Origin of the sequence: Streptomyces sp. NPDC006235 (assembly GCF_040613735.1) — a bacterium.
GTDB lineage: Bacteria > Actinomycetota > Actinomycetes > Streptomycetales > Streptomycetaceae > Streptomyces.
The window spans coordinates 74125-93231 of record NZ_JBEXSR010000019.1 but is presented as its reverse complement, the minus strand read 5'-3'; the positions used below and the strand labels follow the sequence as shown (position 1 = coordinate 93231).

The 19107-nt window shown below is 72.8% G+C and carries 15 protein-coding genes; 8 read left to right on the top strand and 7 right to left on the bottom strand.

Going from position 1 to position 19107, the window contains the following annotated elements:
• The first annotated feature begins 68 nt into the window (after window positions 1-68).
• Together ABZ192_RS22755 and ABZ192_RS22750 are read left to right on the top strand one after the other, a co-directional pair.
• Window positions 69-914, top strand: coding sequence for a methyltransferase domain-containing protein (locus tag ABZ192_RS22755; protein WP_356926271.1), 846 nt, complete (start codon window positions 69-71; stop codon window positions 912-914).
• Between the two features lie 144 nt (window positions 915-1058).
• Window positions 1059-3452, top strand: a complete 2394-nt coding sequence (locus ABZ192_RS22750; protein WP_356926269.1) for an HAD-IC family P-type ATPase — start codon at window positions 1059-1061, stop codon at window positions 3450-3452.
• A gap of 45 nt (window positions 3453-3497) precedes the next feature.
• Here the strand turns inward: ABZ192_RS22750 and ABZ192_RS22745 are convergent, their stop codons facing one another.
• From ABZ192_RS22745 to ABZ192_RS22730, 4 genes are all read right to left on the bottom strand, one after another.
• A complete protein-coding gene (locus ABZ192_RS22745) occupies window positions 3498-4352 on the bottom strand; it encodes a hypothetical protein (RefSeq protein WP_356926268.1) in 855 nt (284 codons plus the stop codon).
• A 216-nt stretch (window positions 4353-4568) separates the two neighbouring features.
• The gene (locus ABZ192_RS22740; RefSeq protein WP_356926267.1) at window positions 4569-5435 is read right to left on the bottom strand and encodes a calcium-binding protein; all 867 of its coding nucleotides are present in this window, start codon (window positions 5433-5435) and stop codon (window positions 4569-4571) included.
• A 173-nt stretch (window positions 5436-5608) separates the two neighbouring features.
• A complete protein-coding gene (locus ABZ192_RS22735) occupies window positions 5609-8755 on the bottom strand; it encodes a molecular chaperone Hsp90 (protein WP_356926266.1) in 3147 nt (1048 codons plus the stop codon).
• A 141-nt stretch (window positions 8756-8896) separates the two neighbouring features.
• Window positions 8897-9811, bottom strand: a complete 915-nt coding sequence (locus ABZ192_RS22730; protein ID WP_356926265.1) for a DUF3027 domain-containing protein — start codon at window positions 9809-9811, stop codon at window positions 8897-8899.
• Window positions 9812-10093: 282 nt separating this feature from the next.
• On the opposite strand from ABZ192_RS22730, the gene ABZ192_RS22725 reads away from it, so the two are divergent.
• The 4 genes from ABZ192_RS22725 to ABZ192_RS22710 all read left to right on the top strand — a co-directional run bounded on the left by ABZ192_RS22725 (window position 10094) and on the right by ABZ192_RS22710 (window position 13768).
• Window positions 10094-11527 carry an MFS transporter gene (locus ABZ192_RS22725; protein WP_356926264.1) on the top strand — a complete coding sequence of 478 codons (1434 nt, stop codon included), beginning with the start codon at window positions 10094-10096 and terminating at the stop codon, window positions 11525-11527.
• Between the two features lie 108 nt (window positions 11528-11635).
• Window positions 11636-12109: a DUF2771 domain-containing protein gene (locus ABZ192_RS22720; RefSeq protein ID WP_356926263.1), complete on the top strand. Its 474-nt coding sequence runs from the start codon at window positions 11636-11638 to the stop codon at window positions 12107-12109.
• Window positions 12110-12123: 14 nt separating this feature from the next.
• Entirely contained in the window at window positions 12124-12930 is an 807-nt protein-coding gene (locus tag ABZ192_RS22715; protein ID WP_356926328.1) for a futalosine hydrolase, read from the top strand.
• Window positions 12920-13768 (top strand): 1,4-dihydroxy-6-naphthoate synthase, encoded by an 849-nt coding sequence (locus ABZ192_RS22710; protein WP_356926262.1) that lies wholly within the window; start codon window positions 12920-12922, stop codon window positions 13766-13768. The genes ABZ192_RS22715 and ABZ192_RS22710 overlap by 11 nt, the downstream gene beginning before the upstream one ends.
• 22 nt (window positions 13769-13790) lie before the next feature.
• Here ABZ192_RS22710 and ABZ192_RS22705 read toward each other — a convergent pair whose 3' ends face one another.
• Complete coding sequence (locus tag ABZ192_RS22705; RefSeq protein WP_010035896.1) at window positions 13791-14174, bottom strand: cold-shock protein; 384 nt, start codon at window positions 14172-14174, stop codon at window positions 13791-13793.
• 163 nt (window positions 14175-14337) lie between these two features.
• On the opposite strand from ABZ192_RS22705, the gene ABZ192_RS22700 reads away from it, so the two are divergent.
• Entirely contained in the window at window positions 14338-14586 is a 249-nt protein-coding gene (locus tag ABZ192_RS22700; protein WP_010035898.1) for a hypothetical protein, read from the top strand.
• Here ABZ192_RS22700 and ABZ192_RS22695 read toward each other — a convergent pair.
• Together ABZ192_RS22695 and ABZ192_RS22690 are read right to left on the bottom strand one after the other, a co-directional pair.
• Entirely contained in the window at window positions 14565-15197 is a 633-nt protein-coding gene (locus tag ABZ192_RS22695; RefSeq protein ID WP_356926261.1) for a haloacid dehalogenase-like hydrolase, read from the bottom strand. The two genes, ABZ192_RS22700 and ABZ192_RS22695, sit on opposite strands and share 22 nt — an antisense overlap.
• A 67-nt stretch (window positions 15198-15264) precedes the next feature.
• Complete coding sequence (locus ABZ192_RS22690; RefSeq protein ID WP_356926260.1) at window positions 15265-16287, bottom strand: hypothetical protein; 1023 nt, start codon at window positions 16285-16287, stop codon at window positions 15265-15267.
• Window positions 16288-16441: 154 nt separating this feature from the next.
• Between ABZ192_RS22690 and ABZ192_RS22685 the strand changes: the two genes are divergently transcribed.
• Window positions 16442-18976, top strand: coding sequence for a helicase C-terminal domain-containing protein (locus ABZ192_RS22685; RefSeq protein ID WP_356926259.1), 2535 nt, complete (start codon window positions 16442-16444; stop codon window positions 18974-18976).
• The last annotated feature ends 131 nt before the right edge of the window (window positions 18977-19107 follow it).

The following is a 19107-nucleotide window of genomic DNA, read 5'->3' as shown; positions in this document are numbered from 1 at the left end:
TCTCGGAGAGAGGCGGCGAAACGCCCGAAATCGTCGCGGCCGCCGCCCCACCGGTGAGGAGCGCAGCCATGACGACGCAGGACAGCGCGGCGGAGGCCGACCGGGCCCTGAAGGCCAAGCACCGGGCGATGTGGGCACAGGGCGACTACCCGTCCCTGGCCGCCGAGGTCATCCCCGATCTCGGGGCGGTCCTGGTCGAGGCGTGCGGGGTGCGCTCCGGCCAGCGGGTGCTGGACGTGGGCGCCGGCAGCGGCAACGCCGCGATCCCGGCGGCCCTGGCCGGCGCGGACGTGGTCGCCTCGGACCTGACCCCGGAGCTGTTCGAGGCCGGCCGACAGGCGGCCGGGAAACAGGGAGTGGAGCTGAGCTGGCAGGAGGCCGACGCCGAGGCGCTGCCCTTCGCTGACGCGGAGTTCGACACCGTGCTGTCCTGCGTCGGGGTGATGTTCGCCCCGCACCACCAGCAGGCCGCCGGCGAACTCGTCCGGGTCTGCCGTCCGGGCGGCACCATCGGCCTGCTGAGCTGGACGCCGCAGGGCTTCATCGGACGGATGTTCGCCACGATGAAGCCGTACGCGCCGCCGCCCCCGCCGGGCGCGCAGCCGCCTCCGCTGTGGGGGGACGAGGAGCATGTGCGCGCCCTCTTCGGCGACCGGATCACGGACGTGCGGGCCGAACGCCGGACCGTCCGGGTCGACCGCTTCGAGACGCCCGAGGCGTTCCGCGACTACTTCAAGGAGCGCTACGGCCCCACGATCACCGTCTACAAGAACACCGCCGGCGATCCCGAGCGCACCGCCGCCCTGGACCGCGGCCTGGCGGACCTCGCCCGCGAGAGCGATCTGAGCACGGGCGGGGGCGGGACCGTCCTGGAGTGGGAGTACCTGCTGTTCACCGCGCGCAGGGCGGGCTGACCCCGCGGGTGGCACCCGGGTCCGACGGGGATCTTCAGGACGTACAACTGCCGTACGACCAGGGCACGACGTCCGTCGTCCCCAGGTCGGATCTTCCCCGCATTCGGCAGGTGAAGCGGCAAAACCGCACGTACCGTCGAATGCATGACGCATCTCGACGCGGGTGCCCGGCCCGACTCCGCCCGGCCGGCGACGGTCACCTCACGCGAGACCGGCCTGACCTCGGCTCAGGTCGCCGAGCGGGTGGAGCGCGGCCAGGTCAACGACGTGCCGGTGCGCAGCAGCCGCTCCACCGTCGACATCGTCCGCGCGAACGTCTTCACCCGCTTCAACGCGATCATCGGTGTGCTGTGGCTGATCATGCTGTTCGTCGCGCCGATCCAGGACAGCCTGTTCGGCTTCGTGATCCTCGCCAACACCGGGATCGGGATCGTCCAGGAGTGGCGGGCGAAGAAGACGCTGGACTCGCTCGCGCTGATCGGCGAGGTGCGTCCCACCGTCCGCCGGGACGGGACCTCCGGCCAGGTCGGCACCTCCGAGATCGTCCTCGACGACCTGATCGAGATCGGGCCCGGTGACAAGGTCGTCGTCGACGGCGTCTGTGCCGAGGCCGACGGGCTGGAGATCGACGAGTCGCTGCTCACCGGCGAGGCGGACCCGGTCGTCAAACGACCCGGTGACCAGGTGATGTCCGGCAGCTTCGTGGTCGCGGGCGGCGGGGCCTTCCAGGCGACGAAGGTCGGCCGTGAGGCGTATGCCGCGCAGCTCGCGGAGGAGGCGTCCCGGTTCACCCTCGTCCAGTCCGAGCTGCGCTCCGGCATCTCCACGATCCTCAAGTACGTCACGTGGATGATGGTCCCGACCGCGATCGGGCTGATCATCAGCCAGCTGTTCGTGAAGGAGAACGCCTTCGACGACTCCGTCGCCCGCACGGTCGGCGGCATCGTCCCGATGGTCCCCGAGGGGCTGGTCCTGCTCACCTCGGTGGCCTTCGCCATCGGCGTCATCCGCCTCGGCCGCAAGCAGTGCCTCGTCCAGGAGCTGCCCGCGATCGAGGGGCTGGCCCGGGTCGACACGGTCTGCCTCGACAAGACCGGCACCCTCACCGAGGGCGGCATGGACGTCACCGAGCTGCGACCCCTGCAGGGCGCCGACGAGACGTACGTACGCCGAGTGCTCGGCGCCCTCGGCGAGTCCGACCCCCGGCCGAACGCCTCGCTCAAGGCGATCATCGACACCTACCCGGCCACCGAGGACTGGCGCTGCACCCAGGCACTGCCGTTCTCCTCCGCGCGCAAGTACAGTGGCGCCGCGTTCACCGAGGCCGACGGGGAGAGCAGCACCTGGCTGCTCGGGGCGCCGGACGTGCTGCTGCCCGACGAGGACCCGGCCCTCACCGAGACGGGGCGGCTGAACGAGCAGGGCCTGCGGGTGCTGCTGCTCGCCCGGGTCGACCGGGACCTCGACGACCCGGAGGTGGCCGAGGGAGCGAAGCCCGTCGCGCTGGTGGTCCTGGAGCAGCGGCTGCGGCCGGACGCGGCCGAGACGCTGCGCTACTTCGCCGACCAGAACGTGGCCGCCAAGGTCATCTCCGGCGACAACGCGGTGTCGGTCGGCGCGGTCGCGGCCAAGCTGGGGCTGTCCGGCGCCACGGTGGACGCGCGCCGGCTGCCCGCCGAGCAGGAGGGGATGGCCGAGGCCCTCGACGACGGCACGGTGTTCGGGCGGGTCACCCCGCAGCAGAAGCGGAACATGGTGGGCGCGCTGCAATCCCGGGGGCACACGGTCGCGATGACGGGCGACGGGGTGAACGACGTCCTCGCCCTGAAGGACGCCGACATCGGCGTCGCGATGGGCTCCGGCTCGGAGGCGACCCGGGCGGTCGCGCAGATCGTGCTGCTGAACAACAGCTTCGCGACGCTGCCGTCGGTGGTGGCGGAGGGCCGCCGTGTCATCGGCAACATCACGCGGGTCGCGACCCTGTTCCTCGTCAAGACGGTCTACTCGGTGCTGCTGGCGATCCTGGTGGTCTGCTCGCAGGTCGAGTACCCGTTCCTGCCGCGCCATCTGACCCTGCTGTCGACCCTGACGATCGGCGTCCCGGCCTTCTTCCTCGCGCTCGCGCCCAACAAGGAACGCGCGAAGCCGAACTTCGTGCGGCGGGTGATGCGGTACGCGATCCCGAGCGGGGTGGTGGCCGCGCTGGCGACCTTCGCGACGTATCTGATCGCCCGGGAGCACTACACCGGCGCGGGTGCGCTGGACGCGGAGACCAGTGCCGCGACGCTCACGCTGTTCCTCATCTCGATGTGGGTCCTGGCGATCATCGCCCGGCCGTATACCTGGTGGCGTGTCGCGCTGGTGGCGACGATGGCCGGAGCGTTTCTGCTGGTGCTGGTGGTGCCGTGGCTTCAGGAATTCTTCGCGCTGAAGCTGGTCGGGATGACCATGCCGTGGATCGCGGTCGGCATCGCGGTGGTGGCGGCGGCCGCCCTGGAACTCCTGTGGAGGTGGGTGGACCGCCGCTTTCCCGCTTAGCACCGTGGGGGCTGGGCGCGCGGTTCCCCGCGCCCCTTGAGTTTCTTACTTCACGTCGACGTAGTCGCCGGTGGCGCTGACCGCCGGAGTGGTCGTCGTGCCCGCGAAGCTGAAGCGCCAGTAGCCGTCGTACTGGGCGGTGGCGGTGGCCTTCAGGTTGCCGTACTGGTCGGAGTAGACCGTCTTGACCGTCGTGTACGTGCTGGTGCCCGCCTTGCGGAACTGGAGCTTGACCGGCTGGTTGGTGTAGCCGTGGTAGGCGTTGTCCTCCCAGTTGGCGCGGGACAGCTTGCCGGTGGACGTGATGGTCTTGCCCTTGTAGACGGGCTCGGGACCGGCGTTGACGGTCAGCTTGGAGTAGCGCTGGACCTTGGTGCTGCCCAGGCCGCCCTGCTCCTTCTGGTCGCCGTTGCTGGTGACGGCGAGGGCGCCGGCGCCCCAGGTGCCGGCGTCGGAGTTCCACAGGTCGCCGTCGGCCGGGCGGATGTTGATCACGCCCTTGCAGTCGAGGACGGTCGACGAGGCGGCGGTGCAGGTGGCCGGGTCGTCGCTGATGAAGACGTTGTCCGCGGTGTCCAGCGAGGAGCCGTGGTAGATCAGCGGGCCGGTGGCGAAGTTGTCCGAGCTGGTGTCGAGGTCCGCGGCGTGGGTCACGGTGTAGGTGACCGGGAAGCTGACCACGTTCGTGGTGCCGACGACGATGTTCTTGCCGCTGTTGACCTTGACGTCGGAGAAGGTGACGTCGAGGGTCGACGCGGTGGTGCCCGATTCGGCGTCGGCGGAGGCGGAGCTGAAGGCCGCCTTGCCGGACGGCGCGTCGGCGGCCTGTGCGGCCGGAACGACGAGGGCGGAGAGGGCCAGGGCGCCGGCGACGGCGGCCACGGTGGCTCGGATGCGCATGTGTTCCCCAGGTGGAGAAGTGATCTAGGAGTCTCTTGACTCGGATGATCAGATCCACGAGCCCGGGAACAAGTTGTACGCCCCGTTCCGGTTTTGCCGCCGCATCCCCAATGTTTGACCCGGGCATGAGACGTGAGGGACAGGAGACGTACGGAACCGCCGGTCCCGGAACGGATTCCGGGGCCGGCGGTGTCGACCGTGTCGTGCGGGACGGTGTTATCGCACGTCGACGAAGTCACCCGTGGCGTTGACGGCCGGGGTGGTCGTCGTGCCCGCGAAGGAGTAGCGGAAGTAGCCGTCGGTGGCGGCCTTGACGGTGGTCTTCAGCTCACCCGTGCTGTTCGACGTGATGGTCTTCACCGTGGAGTAGGTGTCGGAACCCTTCTTGCGGAACTGGAGCTTCACCGGCTGGTTGGTGTAGCCGTGGTACTTGTGGTCTTCCCAGTTGGCCCGGGACAGCTTGCCGGTGACGGTGATGGTCTTGCCCTTGGCCACCGGCTCCGGGGAGGCGTTGACCGTCAGCTTCGAGGCACGCTGGACCTTGGCGGTCTTGTAGGCGTCGCGGATGATGTAGTCACCGTCGTTGCCGATGGCGCCGACCCACACCTTCCAGGTGCCGGCCAGGATGTTGCTGTAGAGGTCCACGGCCGGGTCGGCGATGATCGTCACCTTGCAGGTGGCGGTGGTGGCACTGGAGTTGGCGCAGTCGCCGACGAACTCCTGGTCCAGGCTCTCCGGGACGAGCGCCCCGTCGGCGTTGTCCACGTCCGTGCCGTGCCACAGGACGGGGTAGGCGTCGTAGATGCCCTCCGGGTCGGTGGCCGTCACGGAGACGGTGAAGGACTTCTTGACGGTCGTGCCGACGACGATGTTCTTGCCGCCGTTGACGGTCACGCTCGTGACCTTCGTGTCGCCCTCGCCCTCGTCCGTCGGGCCGGCGGCCGCGAACGGCGTGGCCTTCGAGGTGGAGGGGACCATCGAGGCCAGGTCCGGCATGTGGTCGTCCGCCTGCGCGGCGGGGACGGCCAGGGCGGAAAGGGCCAGGGCACCGGTGACGGCGGCCACAGTGGCTCGGATACGCATGCGTTCTCCAGGTGGAGAGGGGCCCCGGCGCTCGTCGTCGGCTCCTGGGGCCCAAGTGATCGTGGAGTCTGTTGACTCACGTGATCAGATCCACGAGCAATGCGCATGGTTGTACGGCAGGTGAAAAATTTGTGCGGAGATTTTCACCGAACAGCCAAACGCCACCGCGCGCTTCAGTCGAACCACCGATCCCGCGCCAGTTCCTCCGTCCGCGACGGATCCTCCAGCAGCGCCGCCACCTCGAACCGCCGCGGCCACTGCCCCGCCGCCCAGGCGAGTCCCGCGGCCACGCCCTCCAGCGTGGCGGCGTGCAGGACACCGTCGTCGGTGAGCCGCCAGTCGATCTCCACGCCGTCGACGACGAGTTCCTCGTGCTCGAGGTAGGAGGACGGGGTGCGGGGGCCGAGCAGGACGCGGACGGAGTCCGGGACGTCGTGTTCGGTGCCCTCGGAGGTGACCTGCCCGGTGACCGACTCGCTCAGGCGCCGCACCTGGAAGAGTTCGGCCAGTTCGGCGGCCCGGGACGGGCGCACCGGCAGCAGCGGGACGCCCGCCGTGAAGGGCAGCAGATCCGGTGAGTCGCACACCACGGCGTCGGCCGCGTCCACGACCTCCACCCGGCCGTCGATGACGGCACGCAGCTCGTCCGGCAGGGTCACCTGCTCCGGGTCCAGGTCGGCCAGGGCCCCGTACAGCGCGTGCAGTTGGGCGTCCGTCACGTCGCGTTCCGGGTCGGCCAGCCGGTCGAGGAGTTCGGCGGCGCCGCCGGGCTCGTCCAGCAGCGCGGCGACGGACGTCCGTACGCCCAGCGCCCGCAGCACCTGCTCGTCCTCGAAGCCGGTCGCGTCGGCCTCCTCGTAGAGGCCGCGCAGCAGCGGGTCGCCGCCGGCGGCCCGCAGTCCGGCCGGGCGGCGGCCGTCGAGCACCGGGTTGCCGCGCAGCCACCACGCCGTGTACGGCCGTACGACCTCGTGCGTGCCGTCCGGCAGCAGGACGCGCACGGTCTGGACGATCGCGTCCCGCAGAGGCGGCTGTGACAGCAGGGACAGGGCCTGGGACCACTTGTCCTCGTCGACCAGGTCCAGATCCCGTACGGCGATGATCTCGGTCGCGACCGGCGGCACCGGGCTGTCCGGGAAACGGTCGAGGACGTCCTCGGCCCACACGTCGACCGCGTCCAGCAGGCCCGGGTCGTCGGGCTCGGCGAAGTCGCCCTCGCGCGGCTCCAGTTCGTCGGGGTCGAGGACGACGTCGGTGGCGCGGACGAGCGCGAAGTTCACCAGCACCCCGCAGGCCGCCAGCGGCTGCTCGCCCCACTTCGAGGCCATCTCGGCGTCCACCGCGGCCAGTTCACCCTCGCGCATGACCTGGGCGAACGGGCCGCCGGGGAAGACGAGTTCGCAGGCCGGGGCCGGTTCGCCGTCCTCGTCGGGCAGCGCGAGCGCGCCGAGCCAGGGCTCGTCACCGGGCTCCAGGCCGGCGTCCCGCACCAACGCGAGGACGGTGTCGGCCAGTTCCTCCGCGTCGAGGGTGTCCTCCTCCCACAGCGCGCCGCCCTCGTCGTCGAGCGAGGCGGCGACGGCGGCCCTGACCTGCGGGGTGGTGAGCACCGCGCGCGGGGTCGCGGGCAGGGCGCCCAGCTTCTCCAGGATCGGGTGCGCGGCGTCCGGGTGGGCGACCTTCAGACCGAGCCGGGCCAGGGTCTCCGGGTCGGTCCCGGTTGCGTCGGGGCTGGGCAGCAGCACCTGCCGGGGCCCGATCGTCGTACGGCCGTCCGCGAGCGGCACCGGCAGGCCCGACAGCCGGTCCGGGTCGACCCCGGCCAGGCTGTCGTAGAGCCGCCGCCACCAGCCGGGCTCCTTCTCCAGCCCGGCCAGCCGGTCGATCGCGTCGGTCAGCGGCACGCGGGCGACGCCCAGGGTGCGCAGCTCCGCCCGGCGTTCGAGACCTGCGGGCAGCAGGGTGGGCAGCACCTCGGCGAGCACCCGGACCGTGTCCGCGCCCGCGCCCTCGACGACCTCGGCGTCCCGGGGCCGCAGCGACTCGGGCAGCTCGTCGCCGTCGTGCTCGCGGCGCTCGACGGCGGGCGGCAGGAAGGACGTGCGCGGCAGCCGCTCCAGGATCGCCCGGCGCAGGGCGCCGTCCAGCTCGCCCTTGCCGAGCGGGCCGGGCACGAGGTCGATGAGCCCGGCCGTCACCGGCCGCCACTCGCCGAGGAGTCCGGCGTAGGAGTCGGCCGCGCGCTGGACCAGGAAGTCGGTCAGCGGGCCGGGGGCGGCGTGCCGGCGGGTGGAGTCCAGCGGGAACGAGGCGATGAGCAGGGCGGGGACGCCGAGCGACTCGTCGCTGGGCGTGGGGGCGTGCACGACCGGGCTGGTGCGGGGCCGGGCCGGGCTGCCGTCGGAGTCCACGGGCACGGCCCAGGTGACCGACCAGTGGGGGCGCAGCCGCTCCTCGACGGGGCGGCCGGTGAGCAGCTCGGGGGTGAGGGGGCCGTGGGCGGCGGCGGTGCGCCAGTAGGTGACGCCGTCGCCGGAGTCGTCGATGACGGTGAAGGGGCCGTCGGTGCGGCGGGAGATGGTCCGGGGGCTCTCGCCGTCGATCTCGACGACGACCTCTTCGAGGCCGGCGAGGGTGAGCAGCAGCGCGTCGTCGACCGCCCGCAGCAGCCGCTCGGCGAGGTCGGCGGCGGCGGCGTCCCGCAGCGGCAGGATGACGGCGGTGTCGTACGGGTCGGGGGCGCTGCCCTCGGCGGCGAACGGCAGCCGCAGCAGCGGTACGTGACCGTCGCGCCGCCGGACCTCGTCCCCGAGGCCGGGGCTGTGCCGGGCGGTCTCGGCGGCCAGCTCCCGGGCCTCGGCCAGCGACCACCGCACGCCGCCGTGCCGGCCGACGACGGCGGGCTCGTCGGTCACGGCGAGGACGGCGGCGAACCCGACACCGAACCGCCCGACGGCCTGCTCGTGGGTCTCCCGCTTCGCGGAGGCACGCAGCGTGGACAGCGACTCGACCCCGGCCGCGTCCAGCGGAGCGCCGGTGTTGGCGGCGACGAGAACCCCGTCCCGCAGGGTGAGCCGGAGCCGCCCCGGCACCCCCGCCCGGGCCGCCGCGTCGGCGGCGTTCTGCGCGAGCTCGACGACGAGCCTGTCCCGGTACCCGCCGAGGACGAGATCCTCCTCGGCGTTGGCGTCCTCACGGAACCGGGCGGGGCTGGTGGCCCACGCGTCCAGCACTCCACGCCGCAGACGTGCCGTACCGAACGGATCGGCACCCTCGGCGGCGGGCCGCACGAACTTGCTGCTCACGTTCCTTCTCCTCATCGACGAGAGGACGAAGGTACCGCCTGGGACGCGGGGCTGCGCGCGCCGTCCGGCCCCGGTTCGGCCCCCGGGGGCGAACGTCACGAAATCCGCCCAAGCGGCGCGCGGACGAGCAGGACGAGCAGGCGAGGGCGGCTGCGGCTACGAGTGGCCCAGTTCCTCCGTGTCCTCGTCCGGCGTCGCCGGGACCGAGCCCGAGTCCGAGGCCGGGCGGAGGGGGAACGGGTCCACGCGGGTCTCGTCGATGACCGGTGGGGCCGGCTGGGGCGGCTTGGGCATGACCGCCGCCTCGGAGTGGCCGCCGCAGCCGTAGGCCAGGGAGACGACGCGGCCGTCGGCCGGGGAGAACTCGTTGGCGCAGACGCCGAAGGCCTGGCCCAGGGAACCGCCGATGCGGAGCAGGAAGCCGCAGCTCACGCAGGCGGCCGGGGCCGCCTGTGCCATCGGGGTCTTGGGGCCGAAGGCTTCCTCCCAGCGGTCGGCTGCGATGTGCAGGCCGTAGCGGGACAGCACCCTGGCGCGGCGCACGCCGAGTTCCTCGGCCACCGCCGCGATCGAACCGCGGGCGGGGACGGCCAGGGGCCCCGCCGTGACCTCCGCGTCCTCGGCCTCCGCCAGGGCCGCCATCTCGTCGGAGACGACGGAGTTCGGCGGCGGCTCGTCCTCACCGGTCCAGCCGGGCTCCAGACGCAGGTCTTCGGCGTCCGTGGGCAGCAGATCCCCCGGGCCCATGTCGCCGGGGCGCAGCCGCTCGCTCCACGGCACCCACTCGGGCGCGAGCACCGCGTCCGGGCCGGGCAGCAGCACCGCCTCGTCCACCGTGACGATCTTCGCCCGGGACGCCCGGGCCACCGTCACGGCCCAGCGCCAGCCCCGGTACCCGAGCTCCTTGCACTCGAAGAAGTGCGTGACAACGCGATCCCCTTCGGAGACCAGCTCCACGTGCTCGCCGACGATTCCTGGTGCCGCGGCCTCCTCGGCTGCGGCGCGGGCGAGGTCGACGGCCTCGGCGCACAGACGGTCAGGGGTGCGGCTTCGCGTTGTCGCTGCGCTCACAGGTATCGCTTCTCTCCATACGCCGTCTCACGTGTGCGCCACTCCCAGCGCAGGGGGCGGACGGAGCGGACCAGGGGACCGCGTCGACGTCCTTCATCCATTTTGCGGGATGGCTGAGATACGCACGCTACCCTTCCGCCCCACTTCGCGTACACCGACGGTCGTGACCGACGCCCCGGACCACCGTGCCGACCGGGTCCCCGCAACCCGGACAGTCACCCCACAGGCCCTATACAAGCGGTAATGGCACTACCCACTGCCATCTCGGGGCACTATGACGACGTGGCAGCCGCGAGGACGCCCCAGGGCGCCACCGGTACCGGTGGGTCGAAAGGGGTCAAGGGAAGCAGACGACTGAGCGGGCCGGGCCGTCTGGGCGGCTCCCTCCGCGCGGTCGGCCGTGCCCTGCACCTCCCGTTCACCGGAACCGCCCGCGGCATCCGCAAGGCCACCCACGCGCACGGCGCCGGCGAGTCCGGCCTCGGCAAGCTGATCGAGCTGCACGGTGTGAACGGCGCCGGGGATGTGATGATCACCGTCGCCCTCGCGTCGACGGTGTTCTTCTCCGTACCGACCGACGAGGCCCGCGGCCGTGTCGCGCTGTACCTCGCCATCACCATGGCGCCCTTCACCCTCCTCGCGCCGGTGGTCGGCCCGCTCCTCGACCGCCTCCCGCACGGCCGCCGGGCCGCGATGGCCGGGGCGATGCTGGCCCGGGCGCTGCTCGCGCTGATCCTGTCCGGCGCGGTCGTCAGCGGCAGCATCCAGCTGTATCCGGCGGCGCTCGGCGTCCTCGTCGCGTCGAAGGCGTACGGGGTGGTCAGAAGCGCCGTCGTGCCCCGGCTGCTGCCGCCCGGCTTCTCCCTGGTGAAGGCCAACTCGCGGGTCACCCTCGGCGGGCTCCTCGCCACCGGCATCGCCGCGCCGATCGGAGCCGGACTCCAGCAGCTCGGACCGCGCTGGCCGCTCTACGGCGCCTTCGTGATCTTCGTGGCGGGGACGTTCCTGTCGTTCACGCTGCCGCCGAAGGTCGACTCCGCCAAGGGCGAGGACACCGCGCTGCTGGCCGCGGACGAGGAGCACCTGCACGGGCCGCACCGCCGCCCCGTCAAGCGCCCCGGGCTGCGCACGGTCGGCCCGGCCGTCACGCACGCCCTGGCCGCCAACGCCGCCATCCGCTGTCTCACCGGCTTCCTGATCTTCTTCCTCGCCTTCCTGCTGCGCGAGCACCCGATGTCCGGCCAGAGCGCCGCCGTGTCCCTGGGGATAGTGGGCGTGTCGGCGGGCGTCGGCAACGCGCTCGGTACGGCCGTGGGGGCGTGGCTGCGGTCCCGGGCGCCGGAGATCATCATCGTGACGGTCGTGGCGTGCGTGCTGGGCGCGGCGATCACGGCCGCGTTGTTCTTCGGCGCGGTCCTGGTGGCGTGCCTGGCCGCGATCGCCGGCTTCGCGCAGGCGCTGGCCAAGCTGTCGCTCGACGCGCTGATCCAGCGGGACGTGCCCGAACTGGTCCGTACGTCGGCCTTCGCCCGCTCCGAGACGCTCCTGCAGATGTCCTGGGTGCTGGGCGGGGCGGTCGGCATCGCGATGCCGCTCAACGGCACGCTCGGGCTGGCGGTGGGCGCCGCGATCGTCGGCACGGGGTGGCTGACGACCGTACAGGGGCTGATCGCCTCGGCCCGGCACGGGGGCGCGGCACGGCCGCGCGTGGCGTAGGGGTACGGCTGCGCGTGGCGTACGGGTACGGCTGTGCTCGGCGTAGCCGGACGGGCACGCCGTACCCCGCGTGGGCGGTCCGGCCGGTGGGCCAGATAGCCTTCGCCCATGACCAGGTTGCAATCCGCTGTGCGACGCCGCCGCGCCGTCGCCGCCGCCGGCGTCGTGTCCGCCGGACTGCTCGTCCTCTCGGCCTGTGACAAGCCGACTCCGATGGCCACGGTCACCGTGGGCCAGGATTCGGTGAACTCCGAGGCCACGTGTGGCGGCGAGGGCGATGCCCTGAAGCCGTCCGATCTCAACCAGTGCCTGAAGGCCAAGGGCATCAAGAGCATCTCCGTCGACCCTGACGAGACCGTGCGCTTCGGGGTCGACCCGGAGATCGCGGACGAGGGCTGGACGATCCTGATGAACGGTCAGCCGCTGACCGACTCCAGCACGAAGACGTACCGCACCATTCCGGGCAGCGTGTTCTTCAACGCGCAGTACGGGGCGCAGGGCGACTCGACGCTGGTGTCCATCAAGGAGGGCGACAAGGACGCGTCGGGGCTGTGGAACTTCAAGCTGGAGAAGAACGCGTAGGCGCTGCCGCTGGGCTGGGCAGGGTGCTTGTCGCCACCGCTGTTTCTGTTGAGCGGGATGCGGTGGCTGCTGCCGTTGGGGCGTTGCCGTCGGGGTCCGATGGTGAGGTGCTCGGCGTTGTCGGCCGTGCCCACCCGTTCCGCCCCAGCGGAGCGACTGCCCACGGCGGGAGCGGGGCGACTGCCCACGGCGGGAGCGGGGCGACTGCCCACGGCGGGAGCAGCGGCAGGGGTATCGACGTTGTCGTCGTTGGTGTCGGGCCCGGGCTTGCCGGTGCGGCCACCGGGTCCGTGCTTGCCGCCGCCGCCCTGCGGGGCACGCCCTATGACCTGGTCGTTTCCGCTGGGATCGGTGGGGGGTTCCTGCCGGAGGCGCGCGTGGGATCGCTCGTCGTCGCCGATGAGATCGTCGCGGCCGACCTGGGGGCCGAGACGCCCGACGGGTTCCTGTCGGTCACCGAGCTCGGGTTCGGCACCGTTCGGCATCAGCCGCCCGCGGACCTCGTACGGCTGGTCTGCGACGCCGTCGGGGCGCGTAGCGGGGCCGTGCTCACCGTGTCCACCGTGACCGGGACCGCCGAGCGGGCCGCCGCGCTCCGCGAGCGTCACCCCACCGCCCTCGCCGAGGCCATGGAGGGCTTCGGGGTGGCCGAGGCCGCTGCCCTGCACGGGGTGCCCGTGCTGGAGGTGCGGGCGATCTCCAATCCCGTCGGGCCGCGCGACCGCGCCGCCTGGCGTATCCCGGACGCCCTCGCGGCCCTCACCGAGGGCTTCGGGAAGCTCGTGCCCGTACTGGAGAGTTGGAACCGGCATGACCAGTGAGCAGCTGAAGATCGCCTACTCCCCCTGCCCGAACGACACCTTCGTCTTCGACGCCCTGGCCCACGGCCGCGTCCCCGGCGCCCCCGCCTTCGACGTGACCTTCGCCGACATCGACATCACCAACGGCATGGCCGAGCGCGGCGAGTTCGACGTACTGAAGGTGTCGTACGCCGTGCTGCCGTACGTGCTGGAGGAGTACGCCCTGCTGCCGTGCGGCGGTGCGCTGGGGCGGGGCTGCGGGCCGCTGGTGCTGACGCGGGAGCCGGACGTCGACCTCACCGGCCGTACGGTCGCCGTGCCCAGTGAGAAGTCCACCGCCTATCTGCTGTTCCGGCTGTGGGCCGCGGACACGCTGGGCGACGGGGTCGGCGAGATCGTCGTCATGCCGTTCCACGAGATCATGCCGGCCGTACGGGACGGGAAGGTCGACGCGGGGCTCGTCATCCACGAGGCGCGCTTCACGTACCGGAACTACGGCCTGCACAAGCTCGCCGACATGGGCGAGCACTGGGAGAACACCACCGGGCTGCCGATCCCGCTGGGCGCGATCATCGCCAAGCGGTCGCTCGGCGAGCAGAAGCTGCTGCTGCTCGCCGACTCCATCCGGACGTCGGTCCGGGCGGCCTGGGACGATCCCGAGGCCTCCCGCCCGTACGTCATGGAGCACGCCCAGGAGATGGACCCGGCCGTCGCCGACCAGCACATCGGGCTGTACGTCAACGAGTTCACCGCCGACCTCGGCGAGGACGGCTACGCCGCCGTACGCGGGCTGCTGACACGCGCGGCGGCCGAGGGACTGGTGCCGCCCCTCGGCCCGAACGCACTGCGATTCCCGTAAGCGGGCTACACGTCCAAGCGGTCTACACGTCCAACTGGTCGGCGACCGCGCGCAGCAGGCCCGCGATCTTCTTGCCGGCGGTCTTCTCGGGGTAGCGGCCCCGCTCCAGCATCGGCGTGATGTTCTCCAGGAGCGTCGTCAGGTCCTGGACGATGGACGCGAGCTCGTCCGGCTTCTTGCGGGTCGCGGCCGCGACCGAGGGGGTCGGGTCCAGAATCGTCAGGGACAGCGCCTGGTCGCCGCGCTGTCCGGCGACGACACCGAACTCCACCCGCTGTCCCGGCTTGAGCGTCTCGACTCCGGCGGGGAGGACCGAGGAATGGACGAAGACGTCACCGCCGTCGTCGCGGGAGAGAAAGCCGAAGCCCTTCTCGCTGTTGAACCACTTGACCTTGCCGGTAGGCACGTCTGTCCTCGTCCTCGTACTCGTCGGAAAACTGCTTCTGGAAACGGCTCTTGATAGCACTCGGGCGGGTCGTACGACCCGCCGGTACCAAGGCTAATGCTCTTCAGGCCGGTGACAAGACGTCACCCGGTTGTTCCTTCGCGCTGGGAACTACCCTGGTCGGGTGCGTGACAAAACCCAAACGAATTCCGCCGCTCCCGGTGACCGTCTGGTCCGTGCCGGTGCCATCGTCTTCTTCATCGGCGCCGTGGCCACACTGGTCACGGTCGCCCCGCTGTTCCTGGGGACGACGCCCTTTCCGACGTACATGTTCGGCCTGAGCATGCTCATGGCGGTCGGATTCCTGATGGCCGGCGCGGGAGTACTGCGTTCCGTGGCGGCCGGCCGGCGTCAGGCGCGTGCGGGACGGTAGTCCGAAAACCACCCGGGGAATTCCGTCAGGTCGGTGAGGACGACGTCCGCGCCCGCCGCGCGCAGTTCCTCCGCGGGGCAGGGGCCGGTGGCCACCGCGACCGACAGCGCGCCGGCCGTCCGGGCGCCGCGCACGTCCCCGACGTGGTCGCCGACGTAGACACCCGCGTCGTGTTCGCGCAGCGCCTCCGCCTTCTGTTCGGCCCACAGGTCGCCGATGACGGCGTCGGGCTCGATGCCGAGGTGGGCGAGGTGCAGTTTGGCGTTGGGCTCGTACTTGGCGGTGACGACGATCGCGCGTCCGCCGGCCTCCCGTACGGCCGCGATGGCCTCCCGGGCGCCGGGCAGCGCGGGGGTCGCGGTGATGGCGATCGTCGGGTACATCTCCCGGTACAGGTCCGCCACGGCCGCGATCTCCCCGGCCGGGAACCAGTTGATCAGCTCCTCGGCCAGCGGCGGCCCGAGCCGCGTGACCGTCAGATCGGCGTCGATGTACGTCCCCGTCCGCTCGGACAGCGCCTGGTAGCAGGCGCGGATGCCGGGGCGGGAGTCGATGAGGGTCATGTCGAGGTCGAAGCCGACGGTGAGCGCGGGCGGGGTCATGAAGGCCATATGGGCCATTGTGCCCAGGCGGTGTGAACGGCAGACGCCGCCCTGTGACGGCCAGGCCCGACAGGGTCTAACGAGAGCGCTGTGAGCGCCAGACCAGGAACAGTGCCGACGCCACCGCCGCGCCCCTGACCACCCACGGCCAGGTCTGTGCCACCGCGTCGTTCATGTGGCCCTCGGCGATCGGGGTGCCCCAGCGGTCGTTCGTCCGGCCCCACAGCCAGAGGATCCCGGCCGCGACGGAGAGGCTGGGGAGGATCACCACCGCCCATTTCGTCTCCGCCGGGGTCAGGCGGCGTGAGGCGTAGGCGATGAGCCAGCCCAGGATCAGCACGAACCAGTTGCCGAGCACGGCGCCCGCGACGAGCAGACCGGCGGCGATGAGCAGGAGGGGGTTGCTCCAGCCGCCCGCGGGCAGGCGCGGCAGACGCCGGCGGGCCGCCTTGCCCGCCGTCTCCTCCGGTTCCCCGGCCACCTCGACGGCCGCAGCCGTCTCCTCGTCGGCCGCCGGCTTCTCCAGGTCCGGCTTCCTCGGCTTCGGCTGCTTCAGCAGGTCCGGCAGCTCCACGCCGCCCACGAAGCCCGGCACTTCGTCGCCGACGCCGAAGGGGCTGCTGTCCACCCGCCACCAGTCCGGCTGGACGGCGCTGTCCCCGAGCTCGTGCCCGGCGGCCAGGTGCGGCGGGGCCGCGCCCCCGGCGGCGGGGTGTGACTCCTCGGCGGGCCGGGCCGGGCGGGGACGCGGTACGACGCGCCGCAGGACACCCTTCGGCCGTTCGCCCGTCTCCTGCGGCTCGTGGGCCTCGCGCTGTACGGGCACGGCGGCCGGGGCACTCCGCGTCGTACCTCCGCCCCCCGCGCCCGTGCCGTCGGCGGCCGCCGCCACGATCTCGTCGGGGCTGCCGAGGCGGGACAGGATGCGGCGGACGGCGGCGGGCGAGTCGACGGTGGCCTTCGCGCGGCGCTTGTCGATCTCGCTGCGCAGGTCCGCGACCAGACGCATGCGCGTGGCCGACGACAACTGCCGCTGCTGGGCCACGTCGCCGACGCGGCTCAGATACTCGTAAACGACCTGGTCGCTCTCAATCCCCACGAAGTCCCCTCCGGGGCGTGTGCGTTGGCTGACGCCGTCGGTCGACGGTACCGCGAGGACGGGCGGGCGCCCCACATGCCCGTCCGGCACCGGCCCCCGCTCACCCGCGCACAGTCGCCCCGGGCGCCGGAGGCGACCCGCTACCGTGGACCGGATGAGCACCGAGGACAGGCCTTCGGCCCCCCGTTCCCTCGCGGAAGCGCTCCGCGGGCGGGACGACGTCTCGCTGGGCGCGCTCCTGCGCAGCCGTCCGGATCTCATCACGCCCGTCCCCACCGACCTCACCCAGCTCGCGACCCGCGCCGGCACCCGGGCCTCGGTCGTGCGGGCCCTGGAGCGGCTGGACCGGTTCACGCTCCAGACGGCTGAGGCCCTGGCCGTGGCGGCGGATCCGGCGACGGGCGACGAACTGCTCGGACTCATGGCCGGGGACGACGCCGACCCGGCCGTCGCCCAGGCCCTGCCGCACGCCCTGGGCGTCCTGCGCGAGCAGGCCCTGGTCTGGGGCGGCGACGACCGGCTGCGGCTGGTGCGCACGGCCCGTGAGCTGCTGGCCCCCTCGCCGCAGCACCCCTCGCCGACGGGGCTCGGCCCGACGGTCCAGGAGGCCACCGCCGGGATGTCCCCGGGGCGTATCCAGGAGATCGTCACGGCCGCCGGACTGCCCTCGACCCACGACTCGGTCTCCGCGGTGACGTCCCTGACCGAGCTGTTCACGGACCGGCGCCGGATGGCCGCGCTGCTCGCTAAGGCCCCGGCCGACTCCCTCGACGTGCTGGAGCGGCTGGTGTGGGGACCGCCGTACGGGCAGGTCACGGCCGATCCGGCGCCCCGGCTGCGCTGGCTGCTGGACCGGGGGCTGCTGCTGCCGACGGCGCCCGGCACGGTCGTACTGCCGCGCGAGGTCGCCCTGCACCTGCGGCGGGGGCTGGCGCACCGGACGCCCGAGCCGGTGCCGCCGGCGGTCGAGGCCGCAGCCGTTCACCGTCCACAGGTTGTGGACAGCACCGCGGCCGGGCAGGCCTACACCGCCCTCGCGACCATCGAGGAGCTGCTGAAGGACTGGGACGAGGGCGGGCCGGCGGTGCTGCGGGCCGGCGGGCTCAGTGTGCGGGACCTGAAGCGGACCGCCGTCGCCCTCGACGTGCCCGAGCCGGTCGCCGCGTTCTGGGTGGAGCTGGCGTACGCGGCGGGCCTGATCGCGCCGGACGGGGAGGCCGACGAGCGGTACGCGGCGACCCCGGCGTACGACGAGTGGCGGGAACGGCCCGCCGCCGAGCGCTGGTCGCACCTGGTCACGGCATGGCTCCCGGCGACCCGCACCCCCGGGCTGGTGGGCGGCCGGGACGCGAAGGACCGCACGTTGTCGGCGCTCGGGCCCGGCCTGGACCGTTCGGCCGCGCCCGAGGTGCGGCACCGGGTGCTGGCGCTGCTGGCCGGGCTGCCGGAGGGCACCGCGCCCGCCGCCGAGTCGGTGCTGGCCCGGCTGCGCTGGGAGCGCCCGCTGCGCGGTGCCCAGCAAGAGGACGATCTCCGCAGCCGGCTCGCCCAGTGGGCCCTGTCCGAGGCGGAACTGCTGGGCGTGACGGGCAGGGGTGCGCTGTCGGCCCACGGCCGGGCCCTGCTGGGGGCACCCGCCGCTCCGGCGAAGAGCCCGGAAGCGGAGCCCTCCGGGCCGGGCGACAAGCTCCCGGTCCACCACCGCCCCACACATGTCCCCACCCTCTCCGCCGCCGAACAGGCCGTCGCCTCCGCCGCCGCGGCCCGGCTGCTCACTCCCCTGCTGCCCGAGCCGCTGGACCACGTGCTGCTCCAGGCCGACCTGACGGCGGTGGCGCCCGGGCCCTTGCAGCGCCCGCTCGCCGACATGCTGGGCGTGCTGGCGGACGTCGAGTCCAAGGGCGGGGCCACCGTCTACCGGTTCACGCCCGGCTCGGTGCGGCGCGCCCTCGACGCCGGGCAGAGCGCCTCGGACCTGCACGCCTTCCTCGCCGCGCACTCCCGTACGCCGGTGCCGCAGCCGCTGACGTACCTGATCGACGACGTGGCCCGCAGGCACGGCCATCTGCGCGTGGGCGCCGCCTCCGCCTACGTCCGCTGCGACGACGACGCGGTGCTGGGCGAGATCCTCGCCGACAAGCGGGCCGCCGGGCTCGGGCTGCGCCGGCTCGCCCCGACCGTGCTGGCCGCGCAGACCGACCCGGCGGGGCTGCTGGAGGGACTGCGGGCGATGGGGTTCGCGCCGGCCGCCGAGTCCGCCGAGGGTGATGTGCTGATCACCCGCGCGCACGCGCACCGCACCCCGCCCCGTACGGCACCCGAGCCGGTGCCGGAAGGCCCGCCGGTCCCCGACGACACGCTCCTCGCGGCGGCGCTGCGCGCCATCCGGGCCGGCGACCTCGCCTCCACCACCCCGCGCAAGCCGGGCACTGCTCCCGCGGTCAACGGGGTACTGCCCCGCACCGGTTCGGCCGAGACCCTCGCCACCATGCAGGCCGCCGTCCTGACCGGCGAGGCCCTGTGGATCGGCTACGTCAACGCCGAGGGCGCCGCCAGCCAGCGGGTCATCGCCCCGATCCGCGTCGAGGGCGGCTTCGTCACGGCGTACGACCACACGGCGGACGAGGTCCGTACGTACCCGCTGCACCGGATCACCGGGGTCGCGGAACTCGCCGACGACGCGGGCTGACGGAGCATTCGGCCAGGGCGTCGTCTCACCCGTTCGGGTGCACGTCGGCGTTCATGCACGCCACGCCGGGGATTTCCCACCCTTGAGCGACCTTGCCGGGCGTGCCGCATTCCGCCGTCCGCGCGGGGGCA

What these genes read in the sequence shown, in the direction of transcription:
- ABZ192_RS22755 (WP_356926271.1), top strand. Translation starts at nt 69, where the DNA reads ATGACGACGCAGGACAGCGCGGCGGAGGCCGACCGGGCCCTGAAGGCC.
- ABZ192_RS22750 (WP_356926269.1), top strand. Translation starts at nt 1,059, where the DNA reads ATGACGCATCTCGACGCGGGTGCCCGGCCCGACTCCGCCCGGCCGGCG.
- ABZ192_RS22745 (WP_356926268.1), bottom strand. Translation starts at nt 4,352, where the DNA reads ATGCGCATCCGAGCCACCGTGGCCGCCGTCGCCGGCGCCCTGGCCCTC.
- ABZ192_RS22740 (WP_356926267.1), bottom strand. Translation starts at nt 5,435, where the DNA reads ATGCGTATCCGAGCCACTGTGGCCGCCGTCACCGGTGCCCTGGCCCTT.
- ABZ192_RS22735 (WP_356926266.1), bottom strand. Translation starts at nt 8,755, where the DNA reads ATGAGGAGAAGGAACGTGAGCAGCAAGTTCGTGCGGCCCGCCGCCGAG.
- ABZ192_RS22720 (WP_356926263.1), top strand. Translation starts at nt 11,636, where the DNA reads ATGACCAGGTTGCAATCCGCTGTGCGACGCCGCCGCGCCGTCGCCGCC.
- ABZ192_RS22710 (WP_356926262.1), top strand. Translation starts at nt 12,920, where the DNA reads ATGACCAGTGAGCAGCTGAAGATCGCCTACTCCCCCTGCCCGAACGAC.
- ABZ192_RS22695 (WP_356926261.1), bottom strand. Translation starts at nt 15,197, where the DNA reads ATGGCCTTCATGACCCCGCCCGCGCTCACCGTCGGCTTCGACCTCGAC.
- ABZ192_RS22685 (WP_356926259.1), top strand. Translation starts at nt 16,442, where the DNA reads ATGAGCACCGAGGACAGGCCTTCGGCCCCCCGTTCCCTCGCGGAAGCG.